This window comes from Nocardia sp. NPDC051900 (assembly GCF_044452545.1).
GTDB classification, from domain to species: Bacteria; Actinomycetota; Actinomycetes; order Mycobacteriales; family Mycobacteriaceae; genus Nocardia; species Nocardia sichangensis.
The window spans coordinates 1-19,905 of the sequence record NZ_JBITBU010000017.1 but is presented as its reverse complement, the minus strand read 5'-3'; the positions used below and the strand labels follow the sequence as shown (position 1 = coordinate 19,905).

Sequence of the window (19,905 nt, the reverse complement as noted above, 5' to 3'; positions counted from 1 at the left end):
CAACGGCGATCGTGTTCCCTCACGCCGCGCACTTCGCGCCCGGCGGGGCAGCCGGTGCGGTGACGACGTCGTGCGCGACGTCCACGAGGTAGTCGCGATCCGGGCCGTCGACCGGCTCCGCGCCGAGCAGCAGGCGCTCGACGACGCAACCGCCCTCGAAGAAGGCCGGTCCGACGCTGTGGTCGCCGGGAACCACCCGCCCGTTCAGATCGCGCCCGGTCACGACGGTGTACATCGAGGTGGGTCGGCCCGCGGCGAGCAGCCCCGCGCGCATCTCGACGCTGGTGGCATACGGCACCACGTCGTCGGCGGTGCCGTGCACGAGAAACGCCCGCCGCACGCCCATCCGGGTCGCCAGCAGCGCGGGCGAGCGTTCGGCGTAGGCGAGCGGGCAGGTGCCGGGCGGGCAACCACCCGCGTCGCGCTCGATCTGCGCGGGCAGCGCCGGATCCACGGACCCGGCGCCCAACCACATCGTGAAATCGTCGGCGGGACCGTAATTGTCGACCCAGTAGTCGAACATCCCGCGCGGGCCGTGCGCCACCGCGAGACCACTGGTGATGCCGCCCTGGCTCCAGCCCCACAGCACCGTGCGGGTGATCGAGCGATGGGTATCCCTGTACCACGTGGTCGCGGCGACGATGTCGCGCCACCCTGCCCACAGATTCCATTCTCCGGTGCGCCACATGCTCTGCGCCGAGCGCAGATCCATCGACAGGATCGGCGTCGCGGTGCGCCGGGCGATCGACTCGAGGTAGCCCGCGAAATCGGCCGACGACCCGTCGTGCCCGTGCAACGCGACCACGAGCGCCTGCGCGGTCGCGTCGCCCTCGGCGCACCGATAGGGCTCGTATACCCGGCCGGTCGCCTCCTCCCCGTCCACGGTCAGCGAAACAGTGCGCACCGCCACATCCCCGGCGCAGTCCCCATCCGCCGAAACCCTCGGCGCCACAAGAACTGTCGTCAGGAGCGCACCGGCCAACGCGCAGCACGATACGAGAGATGCCCATCGCATCCCCGGATGATGTCACGCCGTCAGCGCGGCATCGCGACGCAGGCGCGCCACGACGAGTAGTCCGCCCGCTGCGGCCGCGAGGCCGACCACCACGCCGAACGCGATCACACCTGCGCTCAATCCATAAGCGTCGCCGAGAAACCCGGCGGCCAGCGGTAGCACCGCGGCGGGGAGATACCCCCCGACGTTCTGCGCGGCGTTGGCCTCGGCCAGCCGCTCGCCCGGCACGCTCGCGCTGATCGCCGTCAGTCCGCCGAACTGGCCGAGCCCCTGACCGGCACCGGCGAGCACGGCCGCCGTCACGAACAGCGGAAGCGAGGTCGCGACCAGTGAGAGCACCAGCGCGGCCATGCTCGTCACGGTCGCGATCGTGCCGCCGAGCAGGATGACGCCCACACCGAACCGCCGGGCCGCGAACTGGACTCCGGTGGCGGCCAGGAACATCGCGAACGCCACCGCACCGGCGAGCACCCGGTCGGCGACACCGAGCAGATGTGCCAGCGCCGACGGCCCCAGCGACAGGACGAACGACGTCGCGGTGATGCCCGGTCCGAACACCGCGATCCCCAGCAGCACCGCGGTACGACCTTCCCTTACGACCGACGGGATCCGGATCCACGGTCCGCGCCCGCCGGCACCGGCGGGCAGAGGCAACCGGGCTACTACCGCGAAAGCCGTAGTGAGCACGGCGATCTCGACCAGGAAGACCGTCACCGTCGGGCCGGGCAGCGCTTCGGACAGTATGCCTGCCAGCAATGGCCCGCTCCCGGCTCCGAGCACCATCGCCGTGGACGCGGCCAGCGCGGCGACCCGTTTGCGGTCCGACCCGCCCACATCGGTGACCGCCGCCATTCCCGCCGACACCGTCGCGCCGACCGCCAGGCCGGTCAGCAGCCGCGCCAGGGCCAGCAGCGGGACCGACTGCGCGACCGCGAACAACACACAGGCCGCCACCGCCGCCGCCACCGCGGGCAGCAGCACCGGTTTGCGACCCACCCGGTCCGACACCACGCCCGCGACCAGCAGCGCACCCAGCAATCCGGCGATGTAGCAGGCGAACACCGCGGTCAGCGTCCCGGCGGAGAAGCCGATCGCCCGCTGCCACACCACGTACAGCGGGGTCGGCGCGTTCGACAACACGAACACCGCGAACACCGGCCACGCCGCCGCCCACACCGAACGTCCGCCCGTCCGTGGCGCTTCCGTACGTGGCACCGTCACCGTCGATCCCATCACCACTCCTTGGTTCGAAATTTCTCGTACTGGTACGACAGTAATCGAACTTAGCGCCTAGTACGATAGAAGTCGTACAAGCCGTCCGAAATTCGAGGAGAACGCGATGCCAGCGGCCGCCGACACCGCCGATGCCACCTCCGTGCTGCCCGAGCCGGACCGCGCCGACCTGCGACTGGATCACGTGCTGGCGGCGCTGAGCGACCCGCTGCGCCTGACCATGGTCCGCCGGTTGCTACTGGACTCCCCCGACACCGACCGGTCGTGCTCCTGGTTCGGCATCGATCGCCCCAAATCCACGTTGACGCACCACTTCCGGGTCCTGCGCGAGGCGGGCGTCACCCGACAGCGGCGCTACGGACTGGAACGCCGCAGCCAGGTCCGCGTCGACGATCTCGAGGCGCGCTTTCCCGGCTTGCTCGACCTGGTCCGCGCCTGGGAGCCCGCCGACTGATCCAGAACTTTGGGGGCAGGACCCGACGCCCGAGCCCTGTTACGGTCCCGGTATTCATTCCGAGTCCGGATGGCACGGGTCCGCGCGTTCGGACGCCTTCTCATGGAGTCAGCCATGACCTTCGCACCCCGCCGCACGCCGGACGCCACCCTGATCAGCACGCCCGAGACCGCCGCGACCTGGCGCGAACAACTGCTCGCCAAGCGGAACGCATTGCGCGGCGCGTCCTTTCGCGACGCCGCCGTGGTCCTGCGCGCGCTGGTCGCCGTGGCCGACGACGCGACGTCGGCGGCGGACCGCGGCGCCGTCGCCGAACTGGTCGCGGCGGATCCGGTGCTGCGCAACTTCCCGGTCCACGACTTGCGCGCCTTGTTCGAGGACAACTGCCATCGGCTGGCGAACGATCCGGTCCTCGGCTGCGCGCACGTGCTGCGGCAGATCGCCAAAGCGATGCACAAGCAGGCCGAGGCGGACGCGGTCGTCCGCACCGGCATCCTGATCGGCGGCGCAGCGGGCGCGTGCGGCCCGGCGGCGACCGAGGCCGTCCGCGACGCCTGCCGGACGCTGCGCCCGGCTCCGGAGCGCTTCGGCCTCTGACCCGACGGCGCGAACGCTACGATTCGCCTATGCGTTCGATTGATGTCGCCGAGCGGCGCGCCCGGCTGGCGGTGCGACACCGGCTGGCCACCCCGGAGCGGGCCGGACAGGTCGCGGAGATCGCCCGCTCGCTGGTCGCCCTGCACGCGACCGATCCGGCGACGGTCTTCCTCTCCGTCGCGGCCCGCGCCGAGGGGCTGGCGCCCGCGGATGTCGAACAGGCGCTCTACGACGACCGTTCGCTGCTGCGGATGCTGGCCATGCGCCGCACCATGTTCGTCGTGCCGGTGGAGCTGGTCGCGATCCTGCAGGGTTCGTGCGCGGACGCGCTGGCGCACAAACAGCGGCGCACCTACGGCAAGTACCTGGAACAGGCGGGCATCGGGGACGGCGATGTGCGGCGCTGGTGGGCCGAAGTCGAGACCGAGACGCACAAGGCGCTGCTCGATCGCGGCGCGGCGACCGGCGCGCAGCTGAGCAAGGACGTCCCCCGCTTGCGCACCCAGGTGAACACCGCGCCGGACAAGCCGTATTCGAAGCCGACGAACATCACCACCTGGGTACTGGTGACGCTCGGCTGCGAAGGCCGCATCGTGCGCGGACGGCCGAACGGCAGCTGGACCAGCAGCCAGTACACCTGGGCGCCGATCGAATCGTGGTTGCCGGACCCCGTCCCCGTGATGCCCGCCGCCGAAGCCCGCGCCGAGCTGGTCCGCCGCTGGTTGCGCGCGTTCGGCCCCGCGCCGGTGTCCGACATCAAGTGGTGGACCGGGTGGACGCTGGGCGAGGTGCGCGCGGCGCTCGGGGCGCTCGAGCTGATCGAGGTCGACCTCGACGGCATGACGGGCGTACTACTGGCCGACGACGTGGAGCCGGTCGCCGCCCCGGAGCCATGGGCGGCATTGCTTCCCGCGCTCGATCCGACGCCCATGGGCTGGCAGGCTCGAGAATGGTTCCTCGGCCCCCACGCGCCGAACCTGTTCGACCGCAACGGGAACATCGGGCCCACCGTCTGGTGGGACGGGCGCATCGTGGGCGGCTGGGCGCAGCGCGGTGACGGCGAGATCGTCTACCGCCTGCTCGAAGACGTGGGGACCGACGCCGAGGCGATGATCGCCGCGCAGGCGCAGCGAGTCGCCGAATGGTACGGCGACGTGCGCGCCATTCCCCGTTTCCGGACGCCGCTGGAACGGGAACTCACCGCCTGACCGAGCGCCCCGGCACGCACCGCCGGGTAGCTCGGGCGACATGGAGATTCGCGCATTCGCCGAGCCCGACCGAGCCACGCTGCGCGGCTTGTGCGTTCGGGCGGTACCTACATGTCCAGCCCGAGGTCGAGGACGCGGACCGAGTGGGTGAGCGCGCCGACGGCGAGGTAGTCGACGCCGGTGCGGGCGTAGTCGGCGGCGACGTCCAGGCTCAGGCCGCCGGAGGACTCCAGTTTCGTCCGCGGTGACGCGGCGTTGCGGCGCTGCACTGCCGCCTGGGTCTGCCAGAGCGGGAAATTGTCCAGCAGTACCAGTTCCACGTTCTCGGCGAGCACGGCGTCGAGCTGTTCGAGGCTGTCGACCTCGACCTCGCAGGCGATATCGGGGGCGGCGGCGCGGACCGCGCGCAGCGCCTCGACCACCGACCCCGCGGCGACCACGTGGTTGTCCTTGATCAGGGCGGCGTCGCCGAGACCCATCCGGTGGTTGACGCCGCCGCCGACCCGCACGGCGTACTTCTGCAGCGCGCGCAGTCCGGGCAGCGTCTTGCGGCTGTCCCGGATGCGGCAGCGGGTGCCCGCGACGGCGTCCACCCAGGCGGCCGTCGCCGTCGCGATGCCGGACAGATGGCACACCAGGTTGAGCATGGTGCGCTCCGCGGTGAGCAGCCCACGGGTGGGCGCGATCAAGGTCAGCACGGACTGTCCGGGCGACACCCGGGTGCCGTCGGCGACGCGGTCGGTGATCTCGTAGGCGTCCGCGCCGATCACCTCGTCGAGCACCAGCAGCCCGGCGTCCAGCCCGGCCACGGTTCCCGGTTCCCGCGACACCACCGATGCCTTGATCACCGCGTCCGCGGGCACGGTGGCCGTCGTCGTGACGTCCGGGCCGTAGCGCAGGTCCTCGTCCAGCGCGGCGCGGATGACGCGCAGCACCTCGTCGCGATCCAGGGCGTCGTCCAGAGCCATCGAAGCGTTCCTCTCTGACCGAGCGGGGTTCTCGCGGTCCACCGGATGCCGCGCTCGGTGCGTGTGGTCAGGGAATGGGGGCGTACTCGGGGACGCCGTCGCCGTTGAGCCGGATCGGGAGGCTGTGGCGGAGTTCGGGCAATGCGTCCGGGTGATCGGACCGGGTGTGACAGCCGCGGCTCTCGGTGCGGGCGAGCGCGGCCAGCAGCAGCGCGCGGGCCGCGAGAGTGAGTGCGGCGTCTTCGATTCCGGCGATCGGGTGGGTGGCGGCGGCGAGCGTGTCGCGGTTGGTGACCACGTCGTCGAGTCGCTTGAGCGCTTCCGCGAGTCCGGCGCGGTCGCGGACCACCGAAGCGTGCGTGGTCATCAGGTGCTGCACTACGTCGCGGTCGACGTATTCGGCTACGCGAGTGGGGATCTCGCTCACCCGGGCCCGCTCACCGAGCCGCTCGGCGGCGGCGGCTCCGGCACGCTCGCCGACCACCAGCCCCTCCAGCAGACTGTTGGACGCCAACCGGTTCGCCCCGTGCAGTCCGGTGCGCGCGACCTCTCCGGCCGCGTACAGGCCGGGCACTCCGGTACGGCCGTGAGTGTCGGTGACGACTCCCCCGCACTGGTAATGCGCGGCAGGCGCGACCGGGATGAGGTCGGTGCGCGGATCGATGCCCGCCGCCAGGCACGAGGCGGTGATCGTCGGAAACCGCTGCGGGAAACCGTCGATCGAGCGGGCGTCGAGATAGACGTGCTCGGTGCCCAGCGCCCGCATGCGCGCGGCGATGGCGCGGGAGACGACATCGCGAGGGGCGAGATCGCCCCGTGGATGCACCCCCTCGGTCACCGCGTTGCCTTCGGTGTCGACCAATGTCGCGCCTTCGCCGCGCACCGCTTCGCTGATCAGCGGCCTGCGCCCGATACCGCCCGGGGTGTACAGCACCGTCGGGTGGAACTGCACGAATTCGAGGTCGGCGACGGCGGCACCGGCCCACAGCCCGAGCGCGATGCCGTCGGCGGTGGCGCCCGGCGGATTGGTGCTCAGCGCATACAACTGGCCGAGCCCGCCGGTGGCCAGCAACACAGCGGGCGCGTGCACGACACCGAAACCTCGGTCCGACAGCGCGACCACGCCTCGCACGCCGTTCGGCCCCGTGACGATCTCGCCGACGGCCGCGCCGAACAGCACCGGCAAGCCGGCTTCGTTCAGCGCCCGCTGCACCTCGGCGCCGGTGGCGTCGCCCCCGGCGTGGATGATCCGGCGGGTGCTGTGCCCGCCCTCACGGGTCCGCGAGATCTGGCCGTCGCGGCCGAGGTCGAACACCGCGCCCAGGTCGGTCAGCGCGGCAACCGCGTCCTGCCCGCCCTCGACGATGGAGCGCACGGCGTCCACGTCGCACAGGCCGACGCCCGCCTCCACCGTGTCGTGCACGTGTGACTCGACCGAGTCACCGTGCGGCGCCACGACGGCGATGCCGCCCTGGGCGTACTGGGTGGACGTATCCGTCGGCCCGCCCTTGCTGAGCGTGAGCACCCGCAGCCCGCGCAGTGACGCGGTGCGCGCCGCGGTCAGTCCCGCGACGCCACCGCCGATCACGACCAGATCGGCCTCGGCCTCCCAGTCGGTGGAAACCCGGGTTGTCATCGCCCCGCGCCTCTCTGTCTTCCGATCCGCGAACGTTCTGCGGCGCGGGCGCTGTGGTCAGCGCGTTGCGCCGGAGAGCGACCCGCCGCCGCGAGGGCAGCGGTCGGACTCATTCACCGCCGCCGGGATTGCCGATCGCGATCATCCGCTGCACCGAGTTGCGGCCCAGCGCGGCGGTTTCCGGATCGACGTGGACCTCGTCACGGCCCTCGACCAGGCAGCGCAGCAGGGCCGCCGGAGTGATCATCTTCATGTACTTGCACGACGCCCGGTCGTTCACGGCCTGGAAGTCGATGCCGGGGGCGGCCTTGCGCAGCTGGTGCAGCATGCCGACCTCGGTGGCCACGAGCACCTGATTCGACTTCGCCGCCTTGGCCGCGTCGATCATGCCTCCGGTGGACAGGATGTGCACCCGATCGGCCGGGAACGCGCCCTCGCCCGCGAGGTACAGCGCCGAGGTGGCGCACCCGCATTCGGGGTGCACGAACAGTTCCGCGTCCGGGTGGGTACGCGCCTGCTCGGTGAGCTCGTCGCCGTTGATGCCCGCGTGCACGTGGCACTCGCCCGCCCAGATGTGCATGTTCGCGCGGCCGGTGACCCGCTTGACGTGCGCGCCGAGGAACTGGTCCGGCAGGAACAGCACCTCGCGGTCCGGGTCGATCGAGGCGACCACGTCCACCGCGTTGGAGGAGGTGCAGCAGATGTCGGTGAGCGCCTTCACCTCGGCCGTGGTGTTCACGTAGGACACCACCACCGCGTTCGGGTGCTCGGCCTTCCAGGCGCGCAGTTCGTCGGCGCTGATCGAATCCGCGAGCGAACATCCCGCACGCTGATCGGGGATGAGCACGGTCTTCGCCGGGCTCAGGATCTTGGCGGTCTCGGCCATGAAGTGCACGCCGCAGAACACGATGGTGTCCTCGGGCGCCTCGGCCGCGATCCGCGACAGCGCCAGCGAGTCGCCGACGTGGTCGGCCACGTCCTGGATCTCCGGCAGCTGATAGTTGTGCGCCAGGATCGTCGCGTTGCGCTCCCTGGCCAGACGCTTGACTTCCTGCGCCCACTCCGGCGTCGCCTCGACACCCGCGAACCCGGAGGGTCCGTCGAACACCTGCCCCATCAGCGGGGGCGCCAGTTTCGCACCCGTCGTCGCCATGGATGGCTCCCTTCCTCGTGCGGTCGGCTACACCGCCGATTCGCACCAAACCAGGTTTTCGACTTATAATCGAAAACGTGGCCCATAGTAGCACCATCCACGAATCGCTCACCGCGGTGTTCCAGGTTCGTCGCTTTCCCCGGGACATCGCCGCAGGTCACGCCCTCGCCGACCGGGCAGAAGGCATGCTGCTACGGTGCCCGCCCGACCAGCGGACCGAACTCGCGGTGTTGTTGTGGGAACGCGCACTCGACCCGCAGAAGGGCACCTGGTCGCTCCCCGGCGGACGCCTCGGCGACGACGAGGACCTCGACGCCTCCGCGCGCCGCCAGCTCGCCGAGAAGGTCGACGTGCGCGAGCTGAGTCATCTGGAACAGCTCTCCGTGTTCAGCGCTCCCGATCGGGTGCCGAACCCGCGCCGCATCGCCTCGGCCTACCTCGGACTGGTCCCGCTGACCGCCGACCCGCAGCTGCCCCCGGACACCGCCTGGCACCCGGTGTCGGCGCTGCCGGACATGTCCTTCGACCACCGCACGGTGGTCGACCACGCCCGCACTCGGCTGGCGGCGAAACTGTCCTACACCAACATCGCCTTCGCCCTCGCGCCGGACCGGTTCACCATGTCGACCCTGCGCGAAATCTATTGCGCCGCACTCGGTTACGACGTGGACACTACGAACCTTCAGCGAGTTCTGTCCCGCCGCAAGGTGATCACCCCCACCGGAGCCACCGCCGCCCCCGGCCGCGCGGGCGGCCGCCCCGCCGCGGTGTACCGCTTCACCGACTCCGGCCTGCGCGTGACAGACGAATTCGCGGCGCTGCGCCCACCCGGCCCTTCGTAACCGGCCGGAAAGCCGGCGATCTCGGCGGGTAGGCCAGATGCCGGCCGCAGAAGCGGCGGTCAGGCATTGCTCAGCCTTCTGCCGCAGTCTTGCGATGCTTGTCCCGGCGACGGTACTGCCGTTTGCTCGGAATGGGCCGCGCCGCATTACCGCGCCGCAGCGCATCCCGCCGCCGCCACGCCGCCAGATCGGCCCGTTCGCCCCGCGCAGAAGCCGCCCCGTCCTCCACCGCGTGCGCGGTCTTCACCACCCCAGCCCCTTTCCGACAACCCCTCGGCCACTCCGGCCGCCCACCATATCCTCGCGCCCACGTCGGCTCCAACGGGTTTTCAAGATCAGCGGCACATGGTTGCGGCATTTCGCGAGAAGGCCCCTCCGTCATGGGCCGTTGATCATGAGGAGGCGTCGAGGAAGGCGACGATCGCCGGGATGTCGGGGCGGTAGGCGGAGGTGGTGTCGACCTCGAGTGTCGGCGCGTCGAGGGAGATGCGCTGGAAGGCGGCGGGTGCGGGGTGGTCTGGATCGTCGTGGGCGCGGCGGAGCGGATTCGAACGGTGGCGCTGGTGGATTCGCTGTGTCGCGAGAGCTGGATCGATCGTGCAGTGCACGATGCGGAGCTGGGCGTGAGCGCGCAGCGGCGTGAGGCCGGGACGCCACAGCCGGTCTTGGAAGGCGGCTTCGGCCACCACCGTGACACCGGCCCGCAGGAGCAGTTCCAGCGTCTGGAAGAACACCGGCAGCGTGCGGAGGTTCAGCTCGTTCGAGCGGCTCGGGGCGTAGTTCTCCGTCGCGTGGACCATGCCCTCCTTGATCTCGTCCCGGCAGATGGCTGGGCAGCCGATCGCCCGGGCGAGAGCGTGCGCGAGCGTCGTCTTGCCTGACCCCGGCGGGCCACTGACGACGACGAGGGTGGGGAGCCTGGGCGATCCGTCGCTCATATCGGCACCGTAACTCGTGCGCCGCTGCGGCAGCCGAGAACTCGTCCGCGCCGGTGGCGGGTTGCCCGCGCGAATCCGGCGACCCGGCCGGGCTCGCCGGCGCGAGGCTCGCCAGCAGCGCGCGCGAAGTTCGCACCGAGACCCCAGGTCGGTCAGGCGGTCTTCATCTGCGGACCAGGCGGCGGAGCTTCGGTCCGCTGCGTTAGGCGCGACCCGGCCCAGAAGGCCAACTCCACCAACCAGAACAGCAGGAGGAACACCGTCACCACGGTCGCGGGAACGGCGAGGAAGAACACCGAAGGGACCGCGACGACGACGAACCGGGCGACGTCGCCCGCACTCGCGCCGCGTAACCGGTGCGCCGCGCGCACGGCCGCCCACATCATCCAGCGGCGTGGCAGGGAGACTCCGAGTTCGTGCAGGCATCGGCGGAAGATGCCGTCGGCGTCGGCCACGCCGACCGTGTTCGTGCTCAGCAGGTAGTCGTGCAGGATGGCGGCACGGGTATAGCTGCCGTAACGGGGAATCAGCCAGATCAACGGGCGCGGCACCGAGGCGAAGTCCGTCCGGAAACCAGCTGGGACCACGAATTCCTCACTCGCACCGCGATAGACGAGCGGTTCGGTCACCCGCCAGAACTTGGCGTCGAGCTCTTCGACGACCGGACCGCCACCCACGAAGGCCACGTCCCAATTCCTTCCCAGCACGCTACGAGTTCCCGACCCCGAAGTGGTTCGGAAAGCCTTCCCCGTCGCGGCGACGTGCCGGACGACGCGTCAGCGGCGCTGGCGATATTCGGGCAGCGAATATCCCTCTGAGGCAGGCTGGTAGCCACCATAGGGCAGCTCTGCGCTGCTCGCAGCGTCACCATAGGGCATGAAGGCGCCATGGCCGTCGTAGGAGGCTTCCTCCTCCTTCCGGGCGGCGCGGCGGCCACTGCCGAGATCCTCCGAGGTACTCAGCGCCGCGAGGAACAGCATGACGAACGACGCGATCAGCGGCTGCACGATCAGCGCGAGGTCGCTGCCGAGTTCGATCGGCAAGGTGACGATCTGGCCCACCGGCGGGTCGTGCGGGCGCGGATGCGACCACTCGGCGACCTGCTCCCCCACACCGGCCATCACCACCGCGCCCAGGGCGGAACCGATCAGCAGGCCCAGCTGCAACAGCGGCCCACGCGCCGAGCGCCAGCGCCACACGGCCAGTGCGCACAGCAAGCCGAGCACCGCCCCCGCGAGGACGAACAACGCCAGCGCGTCGAACTGATGCGCGCTCTCCCCGGTCAGTCCGACACCGCGACCCGGCTCGACCACGAGCAGCCGCTCGGTCGGCGCGAGCAGGCCCCAGCCGACACCGGCGAGCGCGCTCACCACCACCACGGCGACGGCGACCACAGCCGCCGCCCGCACCTCACCCCGCAACGGCGACGCCACTAGCGGCGTTCCAGTTCGGCCGAGTCGACGACGCCGTGCCGGGAGCACTTGGCCCACCAGCCGTCCGGGCTCACCTGCACGATCATGCGGCGTCCGCACTGTTCGCAGAAGCGCGGCGGCTCCAGGCCCAGCGCGGCGGCGGCCGGGATCGCGTCGTCGAGGCCCGGCACGATTCGCTTGCCGGTGAACGGGTTGTAGCGCTCGTCCATGTCCATGACAGTACTCATGCTCGCTTGCCTCTTCGTCGCAACCGAGCCGGTCAGAGCGTTTCGTTGAGCGCCTTGATCGGCATCTTCAGCTCGCCGAGCAGGTCCAGGTCCTGTTCGGCCGGGCGGCCGAGGGTGGTCAGGTAGTTGCCGACGATGACGGCGTTGATGCCGCCCAGGATGCCCTGCTTGGCGCCGAGATCACCGAGGGTGATCTCCCGGCCGCCCGCGAAGCGCAGCATGGTGCGCGGCAGCGCGAGCCGGAACGCGGCCACGGCGCGCAGCGCGTCGGACGCGGGCAGCACCTCCAGGTCGCCGAAGGGCGTGCCCGGACGCGGGTTGAGGAAGTTCAGCGGCACCTCGTCGGGCTCGAGTTGGGCCAGGTTCGCGGCGAACTCGGCGCGTTGCTCCAGCGTCTCGCCCATGCCGAGGATGCCGCCGCAGCAGACCTCCATGCCCGCTTCGCGGACCATGCGCAGGGTGTCCCAGCGCTCCTCCCAGGTGTGCGTGGTCACCACGTTCGGGAAGTAGGACCGCGAGGTCTCCAGGTTGTGGTTGTAGCGGTGCACACCCATGGCGGCCAGCTGGTCCACCTGCTCCTGGGTGAGCATGCCCAGCGAGCAGGCGACCTGGATGTCCACCTCGTTGCGGATCGCCTCGACACCGGCGGCCACCTGGGCCATCAGGCGCTCGTCGGGACCGCGCACGGCCGCCACGATGCAGAACTCGGTGGCGCCGGTCTTCGCGGTCTGCTTGGCGGCTTCCACCAGGCTGGGAATGTCCAGCCACGCGGCGCGCACCGGCGACTGGAACAGGCCCGACTGCGAGCAGAAGTGGCAGTCCTCCGGGCAACCGCCGGTCTTGAGGCTGATGATGCCCTCGACCTCGACCTCGGGGCCGCACCACTTCATGCGCACCTCGTGCGCCAGGGCGAGCAACTCCTCCAGCCGGTCGTCACCGAGCCGTAGCACCTCCAGGGTCTGCTCCTGGGTCAGCCCCACCCCGCGCTCGAGCACCTGCTCGCGGGCGATCGACAAGATTTCGGTGTCTACAGGTGCCTGGGTCACTGCACGAATCCCTTCGTCCGGCCGAGGTGGCCGTGCAACTTGAACGGTGTTCAGGCTAGGGTAGCGGTAGGAGTGAGTCAAAGCACGACGGGAAGGGCATCGAGTGCAGCTGCACCGGGCGGACGTGGTCGACGGCGCCATCGCGATTCTGGACCGATACGGCCTGGCCGACCTCACCATGCGCAGGTTGGCCGGCTCGCTCCAGGTGCAGCCCGGCGCGTTGTATTGGCACTTTCCGAACAAGCAGGCGCTGCTCGGCGCGGTCGCGGACAAGATCCTCGCGCCCATGGAGGACCCGATCGAGGCCGAGGAGTGGTCCGGGCAGATCACCGAACTGGCGCACCGGCTGCGCGACTGCCTGCTGGCCTATCGCGACGGCGCCGAATTGGTGTCGGCGACCTACGCGTCCCGGCTCACCACGAGCAAAGGGCGAGAACGACTGGTGAGCGCCGCCATCCGCGCGGGCATGCCGCGCCAGGAGGCCGAACTCGCGGCGTTCACGCTGCTCTACTACGTCCTCGGCGAGACCGTGGACGAGCAGTCCAGGATGCAGATGGACTCGGCGGGCGCCCTGCCCGAGGGCGCCTCGCCGTTGGAGGAGACCACCGACCCCACCGCCCGTTTCGACTTCGGCCTGCAATTGTTCGTCGCGGGTGTGCGGCACTTGCTCGGCACCCGCGTCCGCTGACGCCGGGGGCGTCCCGATCACGGTTCCGCAGTAGGTGTAGCGGCCGTTTCCGAAGCAGTCGACAGCGACTGTTCCCTCGCGGGTGCGCGCCGAGCGTCAGCGCAGGTGCGTGTTCAGGAATCCCAGCGCATCCGGAAGCGATGCCAGGAACGCGCCGCTGTGGTCCTTGCCGGGGTACTGCTGGACCGTCACTCGTATTCCGGGGTTCAGCTCTTGCAGTTCTTTCCCGTAGCTCTCGGTGTCGGTGGGAGGCACATCGATGTCCGCGGTGCCGTAGCCGATCAGGAGATCGCTGGTGAACCGGTCTTCCGGATATCCCGTCAGGGCGGCGATGTCTTCGGCGAAGGTGGGCGTCGGCCGGTCGGGGTCGGCGACGAGCGCCGACGGTCGACGGCCGTCGGCGCGCTCGACCAGACGCGAAAGGCATTCGTGGGCCGCTCTTTCCACGAAGTCCTTGCCGAAATCGGACAGGTACGGGGTGACGCTGCCGGGGTTCAGTTCCTCCAGCGAGGCCAGGTAGTACGCGGCGTAGGCGATCTGGTTCTTGGAGCCGGTCGAGTCCGCCCGGAACATCTCCGGGAGGCTCTTGCTCGGGTCGGTGCGCAGCCCGGTGGCCACCACTCCGCTCAACCCCGTAGCGGAACCGCCTTTCTCGGCATACAGACCGGCCGCGCTCATCACCGCGTGCGCTCCTTCCGACTGACCGACCAAGACCCATCTGCGCGACAGCGGAATCGGAGTCGTGCGCATCGCCGCGACCGCGTCGATTATCGACATGCCCTCGACGTTCGTGTTGTAGTAGCTGAACTGCCCGCGGGTGCCGAGGCCCTGGTAGTCGGGAGCCAGTACCGCGTACCCGTTCTCCAGTATCTGGTCGAAATAGGTGATGTTCCGCTCGGACTGCGGGCGGCGCGACGGCGCGCAGGCATCGCCGATGCCCGCGGTCCCGTGTGCCCACACCACCAGCGGCCATCCTCCCTGCGGCGGCAGGCCCGGGGGCAGATAGAGCGCACCGGATGCCTGCGCGGGTGCGCCGTGCTGATCGGTCGTGGTGTAACCGATCCCGAGCGACACCGCGGCCTTGGGGAAAGTCCACGCGGGATCGAGCAGCTCGATCCCGCTCAATTGCCCGGTCGTCGGGCTTTCCGCTGTCGCAGGGGCCACCCCGAGCGTGACCGCGACGCACATACTTATCGAGGCGGCGACCAGGCCGGATCGCCGAAGGAACGATAGGGACATGCCGCAGCACCATACCGACGCACGCCGATGACCAGACCCTAGCGACACGTGCCACCAGTGGAAATTCTCGAATCCCGCGCAACGGCGGCGAGTGCGAGCGCCTACCCGGTCCGGGCCGACCGCCGCCCTGGCGCCCCGACCACGCCCGGAAACCAGCGATGCATCGCGTAGGCGCCCGCCGCGGCGGTGAGCGCGAGCGCGATGGCCGCTCCGCCGAGCACGGTCACGGCGCTGATCGCGCCGACCGCCACCGGTCCGACGAACATGCCGATGTCGTGGGTGAGCCGCCAGGCCCCGAGGAACTCGGCCCGCTGCCCGTCGGGCGCGACATCAGCGCCGACCGTCATGATCAGCCCGTTGCTCATGCCGTTGGCCAGCCCGAGCAGCACAGCGGCGCAACCGAGCCCGAGCACCGAGGAAGTGCACGGCAGCACACCGAAACCGGCGGCGAACAGGACCATCGACGGCACGCCGGTCGCCCGCCTGCCGTAGCGGTCCAGCCACACGCCCGCCGGATACGACATCAGCACGTCCACCGCGCCCGCCAGGCCGAACACCAAACTGGTGGTCGACGCGCTCAGTCCGATGTGCGCGGCCCACAACGGAAGCAGCGCCAGCCGGGCCGCACGCGCGGCCCCGACCAGCAGCGCGGCCAGGCCGAGCGTGCCGAGGGTCCTGCGGTGCTCGACCACGATCGCCGTCAGCGCGTGCCCCGCGCCCGCCTCGCCCGATCCCTCCGGCGATCGGATCGCCGCCATGGCCGCGCCGGACACCACCGTGGTCACCAACTGCAACCACAACGCGCCGTTGGGACCGAGCGAATGCACCACGGCCGCACCGAGGAACGGTCCGCAGAAGAACCCCAACCGCATGGAACCGGCCAGCGTCGACATCGCGCGGCCGAGGTCGTTCGGGGGCACCACGGCAACCAGATAGGTTTGGCGAGCCAGGCCCCACACCGCGCCCGCCGCGCCGCCCAGCAGCATGCCCAGCGCGAGCACTCCGACATTCGGCGCGACGATCGCCGCGAGCACGCCGATCGCACCGAGCACCGAACCCACCGCAAGCGCACCACGTTCCCCGATGGTCGCGACGACTCGCCCCGCGGGCAGGTCGGTGAGCACCATGCCCAACCCGGACAGCGCGACGATGATCCCCGCCAGCCCGGCCGACGCGCCCAGGTCCAGCGCGCGCAGCGCGTACATCGGCGCCGCCGCGCCGGACCCGATGCCGTACACCACCATCGGCACGAACACCGTCCAGGTCAGCGACCGCAACCGCACCGCGCCGACGATGTCGCCCGCTACCACGGACCGCTCGCTCATCGCATCGCCGATCGATGCCGCGAGGCCGCGCTCCGCCCGATCACATCCAGCCCGAAGCCGCCGCCCGAGGCGAGACCGCGCGCCGATTGCCATTCCCCATTTCCAGCGAACCTCGCTACCGGAGGGCGGCCGCAGGCAGCTGGTTCACGGCACGCGGTAGGCGTGGTGGAGGCAACCCGCGACTCGACAGCACGAGACTCGGAACCGGCCGACCACCAGCGCCCGGAGCGCACCTGGCGCGCATTGCCCTGGAACCCGACTCGCTTGTTCTGGTCGACCAGCACAGCGTGTGGATCGAAGACGCGCACGATAGCGTGCGCGACCGACTTCGAATGCCCGACCCGTGAGCGGGGCACGGCGTCGGCCGGCCCCGCACCGAACGCGCGGGGCCGACCCATCGCATGCACCGGCGCCGTCCTGTGGCGGACAGCCCGGCGCCCAGGCGGACAGTCGCTTTCGTCGGCGCCGCTCACCGGGCCAGCGCGGGCTGCGGGGCGAAACGGCTGTCGGGGCGGGGCAGGCCGAAGTGGTCGCGCAGCGTGGTGCCGGTGTACTCGGTGCGGAACAGGCCGCGCTCCTGCAGGATCGGCACGACCGTCTCGGCGAAGATCTCCAGTCCGCCCGGGTAGTACGGCGGCATGACGTTGAACCCGTCGGCCGCGCCGTTGCGGAACCATTCCTCGATGGTGTCGGCGACCTGCTCGGGGGTTCCGGCGAACACCCGGTGGCCGCGCGCACCGGCGAGGCGGTGCAGCAGGCCGCGCACGGTCGGCCGTTCGCGCTGCACGATGCCCGCCACGACCTGCAAGCGGCTCTTCCCGTTGTCGGTCACGTCGCCCGCCGCGTCGAACAAATCGACCGGGATCGGTTCGTCCAGCGGCAGGTGCCGCAGGCTGATCCCGACGATGCCCTCCAACTGGGCCAGGCCGTATTCCGGCACGGTGAGCTCGTTGAACTCCTGCTCCAATTTCTTGGCCGCCGCCTCGGTGTCGGCGATGAACGGGCTGATCCCCGGCAGGATCTTGATGTGCTCGGGGTCGCGGCCGAAGCCACGGGCCCGCTCCTTGATGTCGGCGTAGAACGCCTGGGCGTCGCTGAGCCGCTGATGCGCGGTGAAGATCGCCTCGGCGTACTTGCCCGCGAACGCCCGCCCGTCGTTCGACGCGCCCGCCTGCACCAGCACCGGGTGGCCCTGCGGCGTGCGCGGCGCGTTGAACGGTCCACGCACCCGCAGGTATTCGCCGGCGAAGTCGATCTGGTGGATCTTCTCCGGGTCCGCGTACACGCCGGAGGCCTGGTCCAGGACGATGGCGTCGTCCTCCCAGCTGTCCCACAGCGCCACCACGGCGTCGACGAATTCCCGAGCACGGGCGTACCGTTCGGCGTGGTCGGGATGCTTGTCCAGACCGAAGTTCGCCGCGGCGAGATCGGTGCCGGTGGTGACGATGTTCCAGCCCGCCCGGCCGCGGGAGATGTGGTCCAGCGTGGAGAACAGCCTGGCCAGGTTGTAGGGCTCGTAGTACGTGGTCGACGCGGTGGCGATGAGGCCGAGATGCGTCGTCGCGGTGGCGATCGCGGTGAGCAGGGTGATCGGTTCCAGGCCGGAGGTCGCGTTGTGCTTCACGTTGTTGTGCAGGGCGGGTCCGTCGGCGAAGAACACCGCGTCCAGTTTCGCCGCTTCGGCGGTGCGTCCGATCTCCTGGTAGTAGGCGACGTCGTAAATCCGTTCGGGACTGCTCCACGGATGCCGCCATGCCGCCTCGTGGTGGCCGGAGGGGTAGATGAAGGCGTTGAGGCTGAGTTGGCGCGGTGCGGTCATGAGGCTTTCTTCTCGTCGGTGGGCGTGTCGACGACGTCGACGCCCAGGCTGGCCAGCAGGAGGGAACGGTGCCGCAGGAAGGCGGGATCGCCGTGGCGGCGTGGGCGTTCCAGGTCGATGCGCTGGTCCACCGCGATGCGCCCGTCGTCGAGCACCAGGACACGGTCGGCCAGCAGCACCGCCTCGTCCACATCGTGGGTGACCAGCAGCACTGCGGGCCGATGCTCGGCGCACAGGTCCTGCAGCAGTGCGTGCATCTTGATCCGGGTCAGCGCGTCCAGTGCGCCGAAAGGCTCGTCCGCCAGCAGCAGTTCGGGTTCGCGCACCAGCGAACGCGCCAAGGCGACACGCTGTTGCTCGCCACCGGAAAGCTCCTTGGGCCAGGCCTTCTCCCGGCCCGCCAGCCCGACCTCGGCCAGTGCCGCGCGACCGCGACCGGCGGCGTCCGTACCGCCGAGACCGAGGGTCACGTTGTCGAGCACCCGCACCCAGGGCAGCAACCGGGAGTCCTGGAACACCACCGAACGCTCGGTGGGCACGCTCAATTCGCCGGAACCCGGCACGTCGTAGTCCAATTCGGCGAGCGCCCGCAGCAGCGTGCTCTTGCCCGAACCGCTGCGGCCGAGCAGCGCGACGAACTCGCCGCGCGCGATGTCGATGTCGATGTCGCGCAGCACCACCCGGTCGCCGAAGCCACGGCGCAGCCGCCGGGCGCGGACGACGTTCAGTCCCCGAGTGTCTGCCGCCATGACAGCGCCTTCCTTTCCACCGCGCGCACCAGGATGTCGCCGAACAGGCCGAGCAGGCCGTAGATCACCAGGCCGACCACGATGATGTCGATCTGGCCGTAGGTGCGGGCCTGGGTCATCAGGTAACCGATGCCGCTGGTGGCGTTGACCTGTTCCACCACGACCAACGCCAGCCAGGAGATGGTGACGGCCAGCCGCAGGCCGGTGAAGAAGCCGGGCAGCGATCCCGGCAGCGCGATCCGGCGGATGAATCCCCACCGCGACAGGCCGACGGTCTGGGCGAGTTCCACATACCTGGCGTCGACGCTGCGCAGGTGCGCGTGCGTATTCAGGTAGATCGGGATCGCCACGCTGGTGGTGATCACCACCAGCTTCATTTCCTCGCCGATGCCGAACCACACGATGAACAGCGGAATCAGCGCGAGCGTCGGAATGGCGCGCTTGATCTGGATCGGCCCGTCCACCAACGCTTCACCGACCCGGCTCAGCCCGGCCAGCAGCGCCAGCACCAGGCCGATCGCGACACCGAGCCCGAGCCCGATCACGGCGCGCTGCACCGAGGTCAGCAGATTGCTCTGTAAACGGCCGTCGGCGAGCAGGTCACCGGCGGTCTCGGCGACCGTCCACGGCGCGGGCAGGGTCTCCGGATCCAAAGCGCCCGTGGCCGAACCGGCCACCCAGGCGGCGATCAGCAACGCCGGTCCCACCGCGATGCCGAACGGGATGGGGCGGCCAGGGCCGAGGCGCGGCCGGGTCGGTTTGCGTTTCGCCAGTATCGGTTCCGCCGTGGAGCGGCCGAAGCCGAAGCGGCGCAGCACCGCGGCGTCGAGGGTCGCCATCAGCGTGCCTTCGGTTCGAACGACGCGCCGCTCTCGGTGACCGCTTGCGTGATCGCGGCGTCGAAGCGCAGGTCGAAGCCATTGGACGCCTGCACCTTCTTCGGCAGTTCGCCCGCCTTGGCGATGGCGTCGATGGTGGCCTGCTGCCGGTCGACCAACTGCTGGTCCAGATGCGGGAAGACGTAGGTGCCCAGCGAGTCGACGATGCGTTTGGCGTCGTCGGCGCTCACCTTCTGGTTGTCCACGTAGTAGCGGCGCGCCCAGTCCTCCGGGTGGGTGTTGGCCCACTGGTAGGCGCGGACGAACGCGCCGACCAGCGCCCGGGTGGCGGCCGCCTTCGCCGGATCCCGCACGACCGCGCGGCGGGCGTACAGATAGGCGAGACCGCCGTAGAGACCTACTGATCCGGCCCCCGGATACGCGACCATCGTTGCGAGAGTTGAGGCAGACTTGACCATCAGGAGGTCATGATGCCGAAATCGTATCCGCCCGTGCT

At 70.3% G+C, this 19,905-nt stretch carries 22 protein-coding genes; 5 read left to right on the top strand and 17 right to left on the bottom strand.

From position 1 onward, the window contains the following. Window positions 1-19: 19 nt before the first annotated feature. Window positions 20-904 (bottom strand): alpha/beta hydrolase family protein, encoded by an 885-nt coding sequence (locus tag ACIA5H_RS26390; RefSeq protein WP_397078006.1) that lies wholly within the window; start codon window positions 902-904, stop codon window positions 20-22. A gap of 123 nt (window positions 905-1,027) precedes the next feature. Further along, window positions 1,028-2,248 (bottom strand): MFS transporter, encoded by a 1,221-nt coding sequence (locus ACIA5H_RS26385; protein WP_397078004.1) that lies wholly within the window; start codon window positions 2,246-2,248, stop codon window positions 1,028-1,030. A gap of 106 nt (window positions 2,249-2,354) precedes the next feature. Here ACIA5H_RS26385 and ACIA5H_RS26380 point away from each other — a divergent pair, with 106 nt between their 5' ends. From ACIA5H_RS26380 to ACIA5H_RS26370, 3 genes are all read left to right on the top strand, one after another. Then, window positions 2,355-2,702: an ArsR/SmtB family transcription factor gene (locus tag ACIA5H_RS26380; RefSeq protein ID WP_397078002.1), complete on the top strand. Its 348-nt coding sequence runs from the start codon at window positions 2,355-2,357 to the stop codon at window positions 2,700-2,702. A 114-nt stretch (window positions 2,703-2,816) separates the two neighbouring features. Beyond that, complete coding sequence (locus ACIA5H_RS26375; RefSeq protein WP_397078000.1) at window positions 2,817-3,299, top strand: TerB family tellurite resistance protein; 483 nt, start codon at window positions 2,817-2,819, stop codon at window positions 3,297-3,299. A 29-nt stretch (window positions 3,300-3,328) separates the two neighbouring features. Next, window positions 3,329-4,507: a winged helix DNA-binding domain-containing protein gene (locus ACIA5H_RS26370; protein ID WP_379255632.1), complete on the top strand. Its 1,179-nt coding sequence runs from the start codon at window positions 3,329-3,331 to the stop codon at window positions 4,505-4,507. Window positions 4,508-4,614: 107 nt separating this feature from the next. Here ACIA5H_RS26370 and nadC read toward each other — a convergent pair whose 3' ends face one another. The 3 genes from nadC to nadA all read right to left on the bottom strand — a co-directional run bounded on the left by nadC (window position 4,615) and on the right by nadA (window position 8,264). Continuing rightward, window positions 4,615-5,475 (bottom strand): carboxylating nicotinate-nucleotide diphosphorylase, encoded by an 861-nt coding sequence (nadC, locus tag ACIA5H_RS26365; RefSeq protein ID WP_355078283.1) that lies wholly within the window; start codon window positions 5,473-5,475, stop codon window positions 4,615-4,617. Between the two features lie 67 nt (window positions 5,476-5,542). Continuing rightward, a complete protein-coding gene (locus ACIA5H_RS26360; protein WP_397077997.1) occupies window positions 5,543-7,111 on the bottom strand; it encodes an L-aspartate oxidase in 1,569 nt (522 codons plus the stop codon). Between the two features lie 109 nt (window positions 7,112-7,220). Next, window positions 7,221-8,264 carry a quinolinate synthase NadA gene (gene nadA, locus ACIA5H_RS26355; RefSeq protein ID WP_355078285.1) on the bottom strand — a complete coding sequence of 348 codons (1,044 nt, stop codon included), beginning with the start codon at window positions 8,262-8,264 and terminating at the stop codon, window positions 7,221-7,223. 77 nt (window positions 8,265-8,341) lie between these two features. Between nadA and ACIA5H_RS26350 the strand changes: the two genes are divergently transcribed. After that, window positions 8,342-9,106 (top strand): NUDIX hydrolase, encoded by a 765-nt coding sequence (locus tag ACIA5H_RS26350; RefSeq protein WP_397077994.1) that lies wholly within the window; start codon window positions 8,342-8,344, stop codon window positions 9,104-9,106. Window positions 9,107-9,176: 70 nt separating this feature from the next. Here the strand turns inward: ACIA5H_RS26350 and ACIA5H_RS26345 are convergent, their stop codons facing one another. The 6 genes from ACIA5H_RS26345 to bioB all read right to left on the bottom strand — a co-directional run bounded on the left by ACIA5H_RS26345 (window position 9,177) and on the right by bioB (window position 12,750). Further along, window positions 9,177-9,356 (bottom strand): hypothetical protein, encoded by a 180-nt coding sequence (locus tag ACIA5H_RS26345; protein WP_364430515.1) that lies wholly within the window; start codon window positions 9,354-9,356, stop codon window positions 9,177-9,179. Between the two features lie 142 nt (window positions 9,357-9,498). Next, window positions 9,499-10,044: an AAA family ATPase gene (locus tag ACIA5H_RS26340; RefSeq protein ID WP_379255639.1), complete on the bottom strand. Its 546-nt coding sequence runs from the start codon at window positions 10,042-10,044 to the stop codon at window positions 9,499-9,501. Between the two features lie 152 nt (window positions 10,045-10,196). Further along, complete coding sequence (locus tag ACIA5H_RS26335) at window positions 10,197-10,730, bottom strand: DUF1353 domain-containing protein (RefSeq protein WP_355078288.1); 534 nt, start codon at window positions 10,728-10,730, stop codon at window positions 10,197-10,199. A gap of 90 nt (window positions 10,731-10,820) precedes the next feature. After that, window positions 10,821-11,477 (bottom strand): DUF2567 domain-containing protein, encoded by a 657-nt coding sequence (locus ACIA5H_RS26330; RefSeq protein ID WP_397077991.1) that lies wholly within the window; start codon window positions 11,475-11,477, stop codon window positions 10,821-10,823. Next, window positions 11,477-11,704 (bottom strand): hypothetical protein, encoded by a 228-nt coding sequence (locus tag ACIA5H_RS26325; protein ID WP_355078290.1) that lies wholly within the window; start codon window positions 11,702-11,704, stop codon window positions 11,477-11,479. The genes ACIA5H_RS26330 and ACIA5H_RS26325 overlap by 1 nt, the downstream gene beginning before the upstream one ends. Window positions 11,705-11,736: 32 nt before the next feature. Then, window positions 11,737-12,750: a biotin synthase BioB gene (gene bioB / locus ACIA5H_RS26320; protein WP_355078291.1), complete on the bottom strand. Its 1,014-nt coding sequence runs from the start codon at window positions 12,748-12,750 to the stop codon at window positions 11,737-11,739. A 103-nt stretch (window positions 12,751-12,853) separates the two neighbouring features. Here bioB and ACIA5H_RS26315 point away from each other — a divergent pair, with 103 nt between their 5' ends. Continuing rightward, the gene (locus ACIA5H_RS26315; RefSeq protein ID WP_379255643.1) at window positions 12,854-13,438 is read left to right on the top strand and encodes a TetR/AcrR family transcriptional regulator C-terminal domain-containing protein; all 585 of its coding nucleotides are present in this window, start codon (window positions 12,854-12,856) and stop codon (window positions 13,436-13,438) included. Between the two features lie 96 nt (window positions 13,439-13,534). Here ACIA5H_RS26315 and ACIA5H_RS26310 read toward each other — a convergent pair whose 3' ends face one another. From ACIA5H_RS26310 to ACIA5H_RS26285, 6 genes are all read right to left on the bottom strand, one after another. After that, complete coding sequence (locus tag ACIA5H_RS26310; protein ID WP_397077988.1) at window positions 13,535-14,677, bottom strand: alpha/beta hydrolase family protein; 1,143 nt, start codon at window positions 14,675-14,677, stop codon at window positions 13,535-13,537. A 101-nt stretch (window positions 14,678-14,778) separates the two neighbouring features. Next, window positions 14,779-16,002 (bottom strand): MFS transporter, encoded by a 1,224-nt coding sequence (locus tag ACIA5H_RS26305; protein WP_379255646.1) that lies wholly within the window; start codon window positions 16,000-16,002, stop codon window positions 14,779-14,781. Window positions 16,003-16,471: 469 nt separating this feature from the next. Continuing rightward, the gene (locus ACIA5H_RS26300; protein ID WP_397077985.1) at window positions 16,472-17,821 is read right to left on the bottom strand and encodes an LLM class flavin-dependent oxidoreductase; all 1,350 of its coding nucleotides are present in this window, start codon (window positions 17,819-17,821) and stop codon (window positions 16,472-16,474) included. Beyond that, window positions 17,818-18,570, bottom strand: a complete 753-nt coding sequence (locus ACIA5H_RS26295) for an ABC transporter ATP-binding protein (protein ID WP_379255650.1) — start codon at window positions 18,568-18,570, stop codon at window positions 17,818-17,820. The genes ACIA5H_RS26300 and ACIA5H_RS26295 overlap by 4 nt, the downstream gene beginning before the upstream one ends. After that, window positions 18,546-19,409 carry an ABC transporter permease gene (locus ACIA5H_RS26290; protein ID WP_397077983.1) on the bottom strand — a complete coding sequence of 288 codons (864 nt, stop codon included), beginning with the start codon at window positions 19,407-19,409 and terminating at the stop codon, window positions 18,546-18,548. The genes ACIA5H_RS26295 and ACIA5H_RS26290 overlap by 25 nt, the downstream gene beginning before the upstream one ends. After that, on the bottom strand, window positions 19,409-19,837 hold the full coding sequence (locus tag ACIA5H_RS26285) for a hypothetical protein (protein ID WP_397077981.1): 429 nt from the start codon (window positions 19,835-19,837) through the stop codon (window positions 19,409-19,411). The genes ACIA5H_RS26290 and ACIA5H_RS26285 overlap by 1 nt, the downstream gene beginning before the upstream one ends. Window positions 19,838-19,905: the final 68 nt, after the last annotated feature.

Excerpts from the sequence above, each read along its gene's own strand:
- ACIA5H_RS26360 (WP_397077997.1), bottom strand. The coding sequence starts at position 7,111 with ATGACAACCCGGGTTTCCACCGACTGGGAGGCCGAGGCCGATCTGGTC.
- ACIA5H_RS26310 (WP_397077988.1), bottom strand. The coding sequence starts at position 14,677 with ATGTCCCTATCGTTCCTTCGGCGATCCGGCCTGGTCGCCGCCTCGATA.
- ACIA5H_RS26290 (WP_397077983.1), bottom strand. The coding sequence starts at position 19,409 with ATGGCGACCCTCGACGCCGCGGTGCTGCGCCGCTTCGGCTTCGGCCGC.
- ACIA5H_RS26375 (WP_397078000.1), top strand. The coding sequence starts at position 2,817 with ATGACCTTCGCACCCCGCCGCACGCCGGACGCCACCCTGATCAGCACG.
- ACIA5H_RS26300 (WP_397077985.1), bottom strand. The coding sequence starts at position 17,821 with ATGACCGCACCGCGCCAACTCAGCCTCAACGCCTTCATCTACCCCTCC.
- ACIA5H_RS26305 (WP_379255646.1), bottom strand. The coding sequence starts at position 16,002 with ATGAGCGAGCGGTCCGTGGTAGCGGGCGACATCGTCGGCGCGGTGCGG.
- ACIA5H_RS26380 (WP_397078002.1), top strand. The coding sequence starts at position 2,355 with ATGCCAGCGGCCGCCGACACCGCCGATGCCACCTCCGTGCTGCCCGAG.
- ACIA5H_RS26340 (WP_379255639.1), bottom strand. The coding sequence starts at position 10,044 with ATGAGCGACGGATCGCCCAGGCTCCCCACCCTCGTCGTCGTCAGTGGC.
- nadC (WP_355078283.1), bottom strand. The coding sequence starts at position 5,475 with ATGGCTCTGGACGACGCCCTGGATCGCGACGAGGTGCTGCGCGTCATC.
- nadA (WP_355078285.1), bottom strand. The coding sequence starts at position 8,264 with ATGGCGACGACGGGTGCGAAACTGGCGCCCCCGCTGATGGGGCAGGTG.
- ACIA5H_RS26370 (WP_379255632.1), top strand. The coding sequence starts at position 3,329 with ATGCGTTCGATTGATGTCGCCGAGCGGCGCGCCCGGCTGGCGGTGCGA.
- ACIA5H_RS26285 (WP_397077981.1), bottom strand. The coding sequence starts at position 19,837 with ATGGTCGCGTATCCGGGGGCCGGATCAGTAGGTCTCTACGGCGGTCTC.
- ACIA5H_RS26385 (WP_397078004.1), bottom strand. The coding sequence starts at position 2,248 with ATGGGATCGACGGTGACGGTGCCACGTACGGAAGCGCCACGGACGGGC.
- ACIA5H_RS26295 (WP_379255650.1), bottom strand. The coding sequence starts at position 18,570 with ATGGCGGCAGACACTCGGGGACTGAACGTCGTCCGCGCCCGGCGGCTG.
- ACIA5H_RS26325 (WP_355078290.1), bottom strand. The coding sequence starts at position 11,704 with ATGAGTACTGTCATGGACATGGACGAGCGCTACAACCCGTTCACCGGC.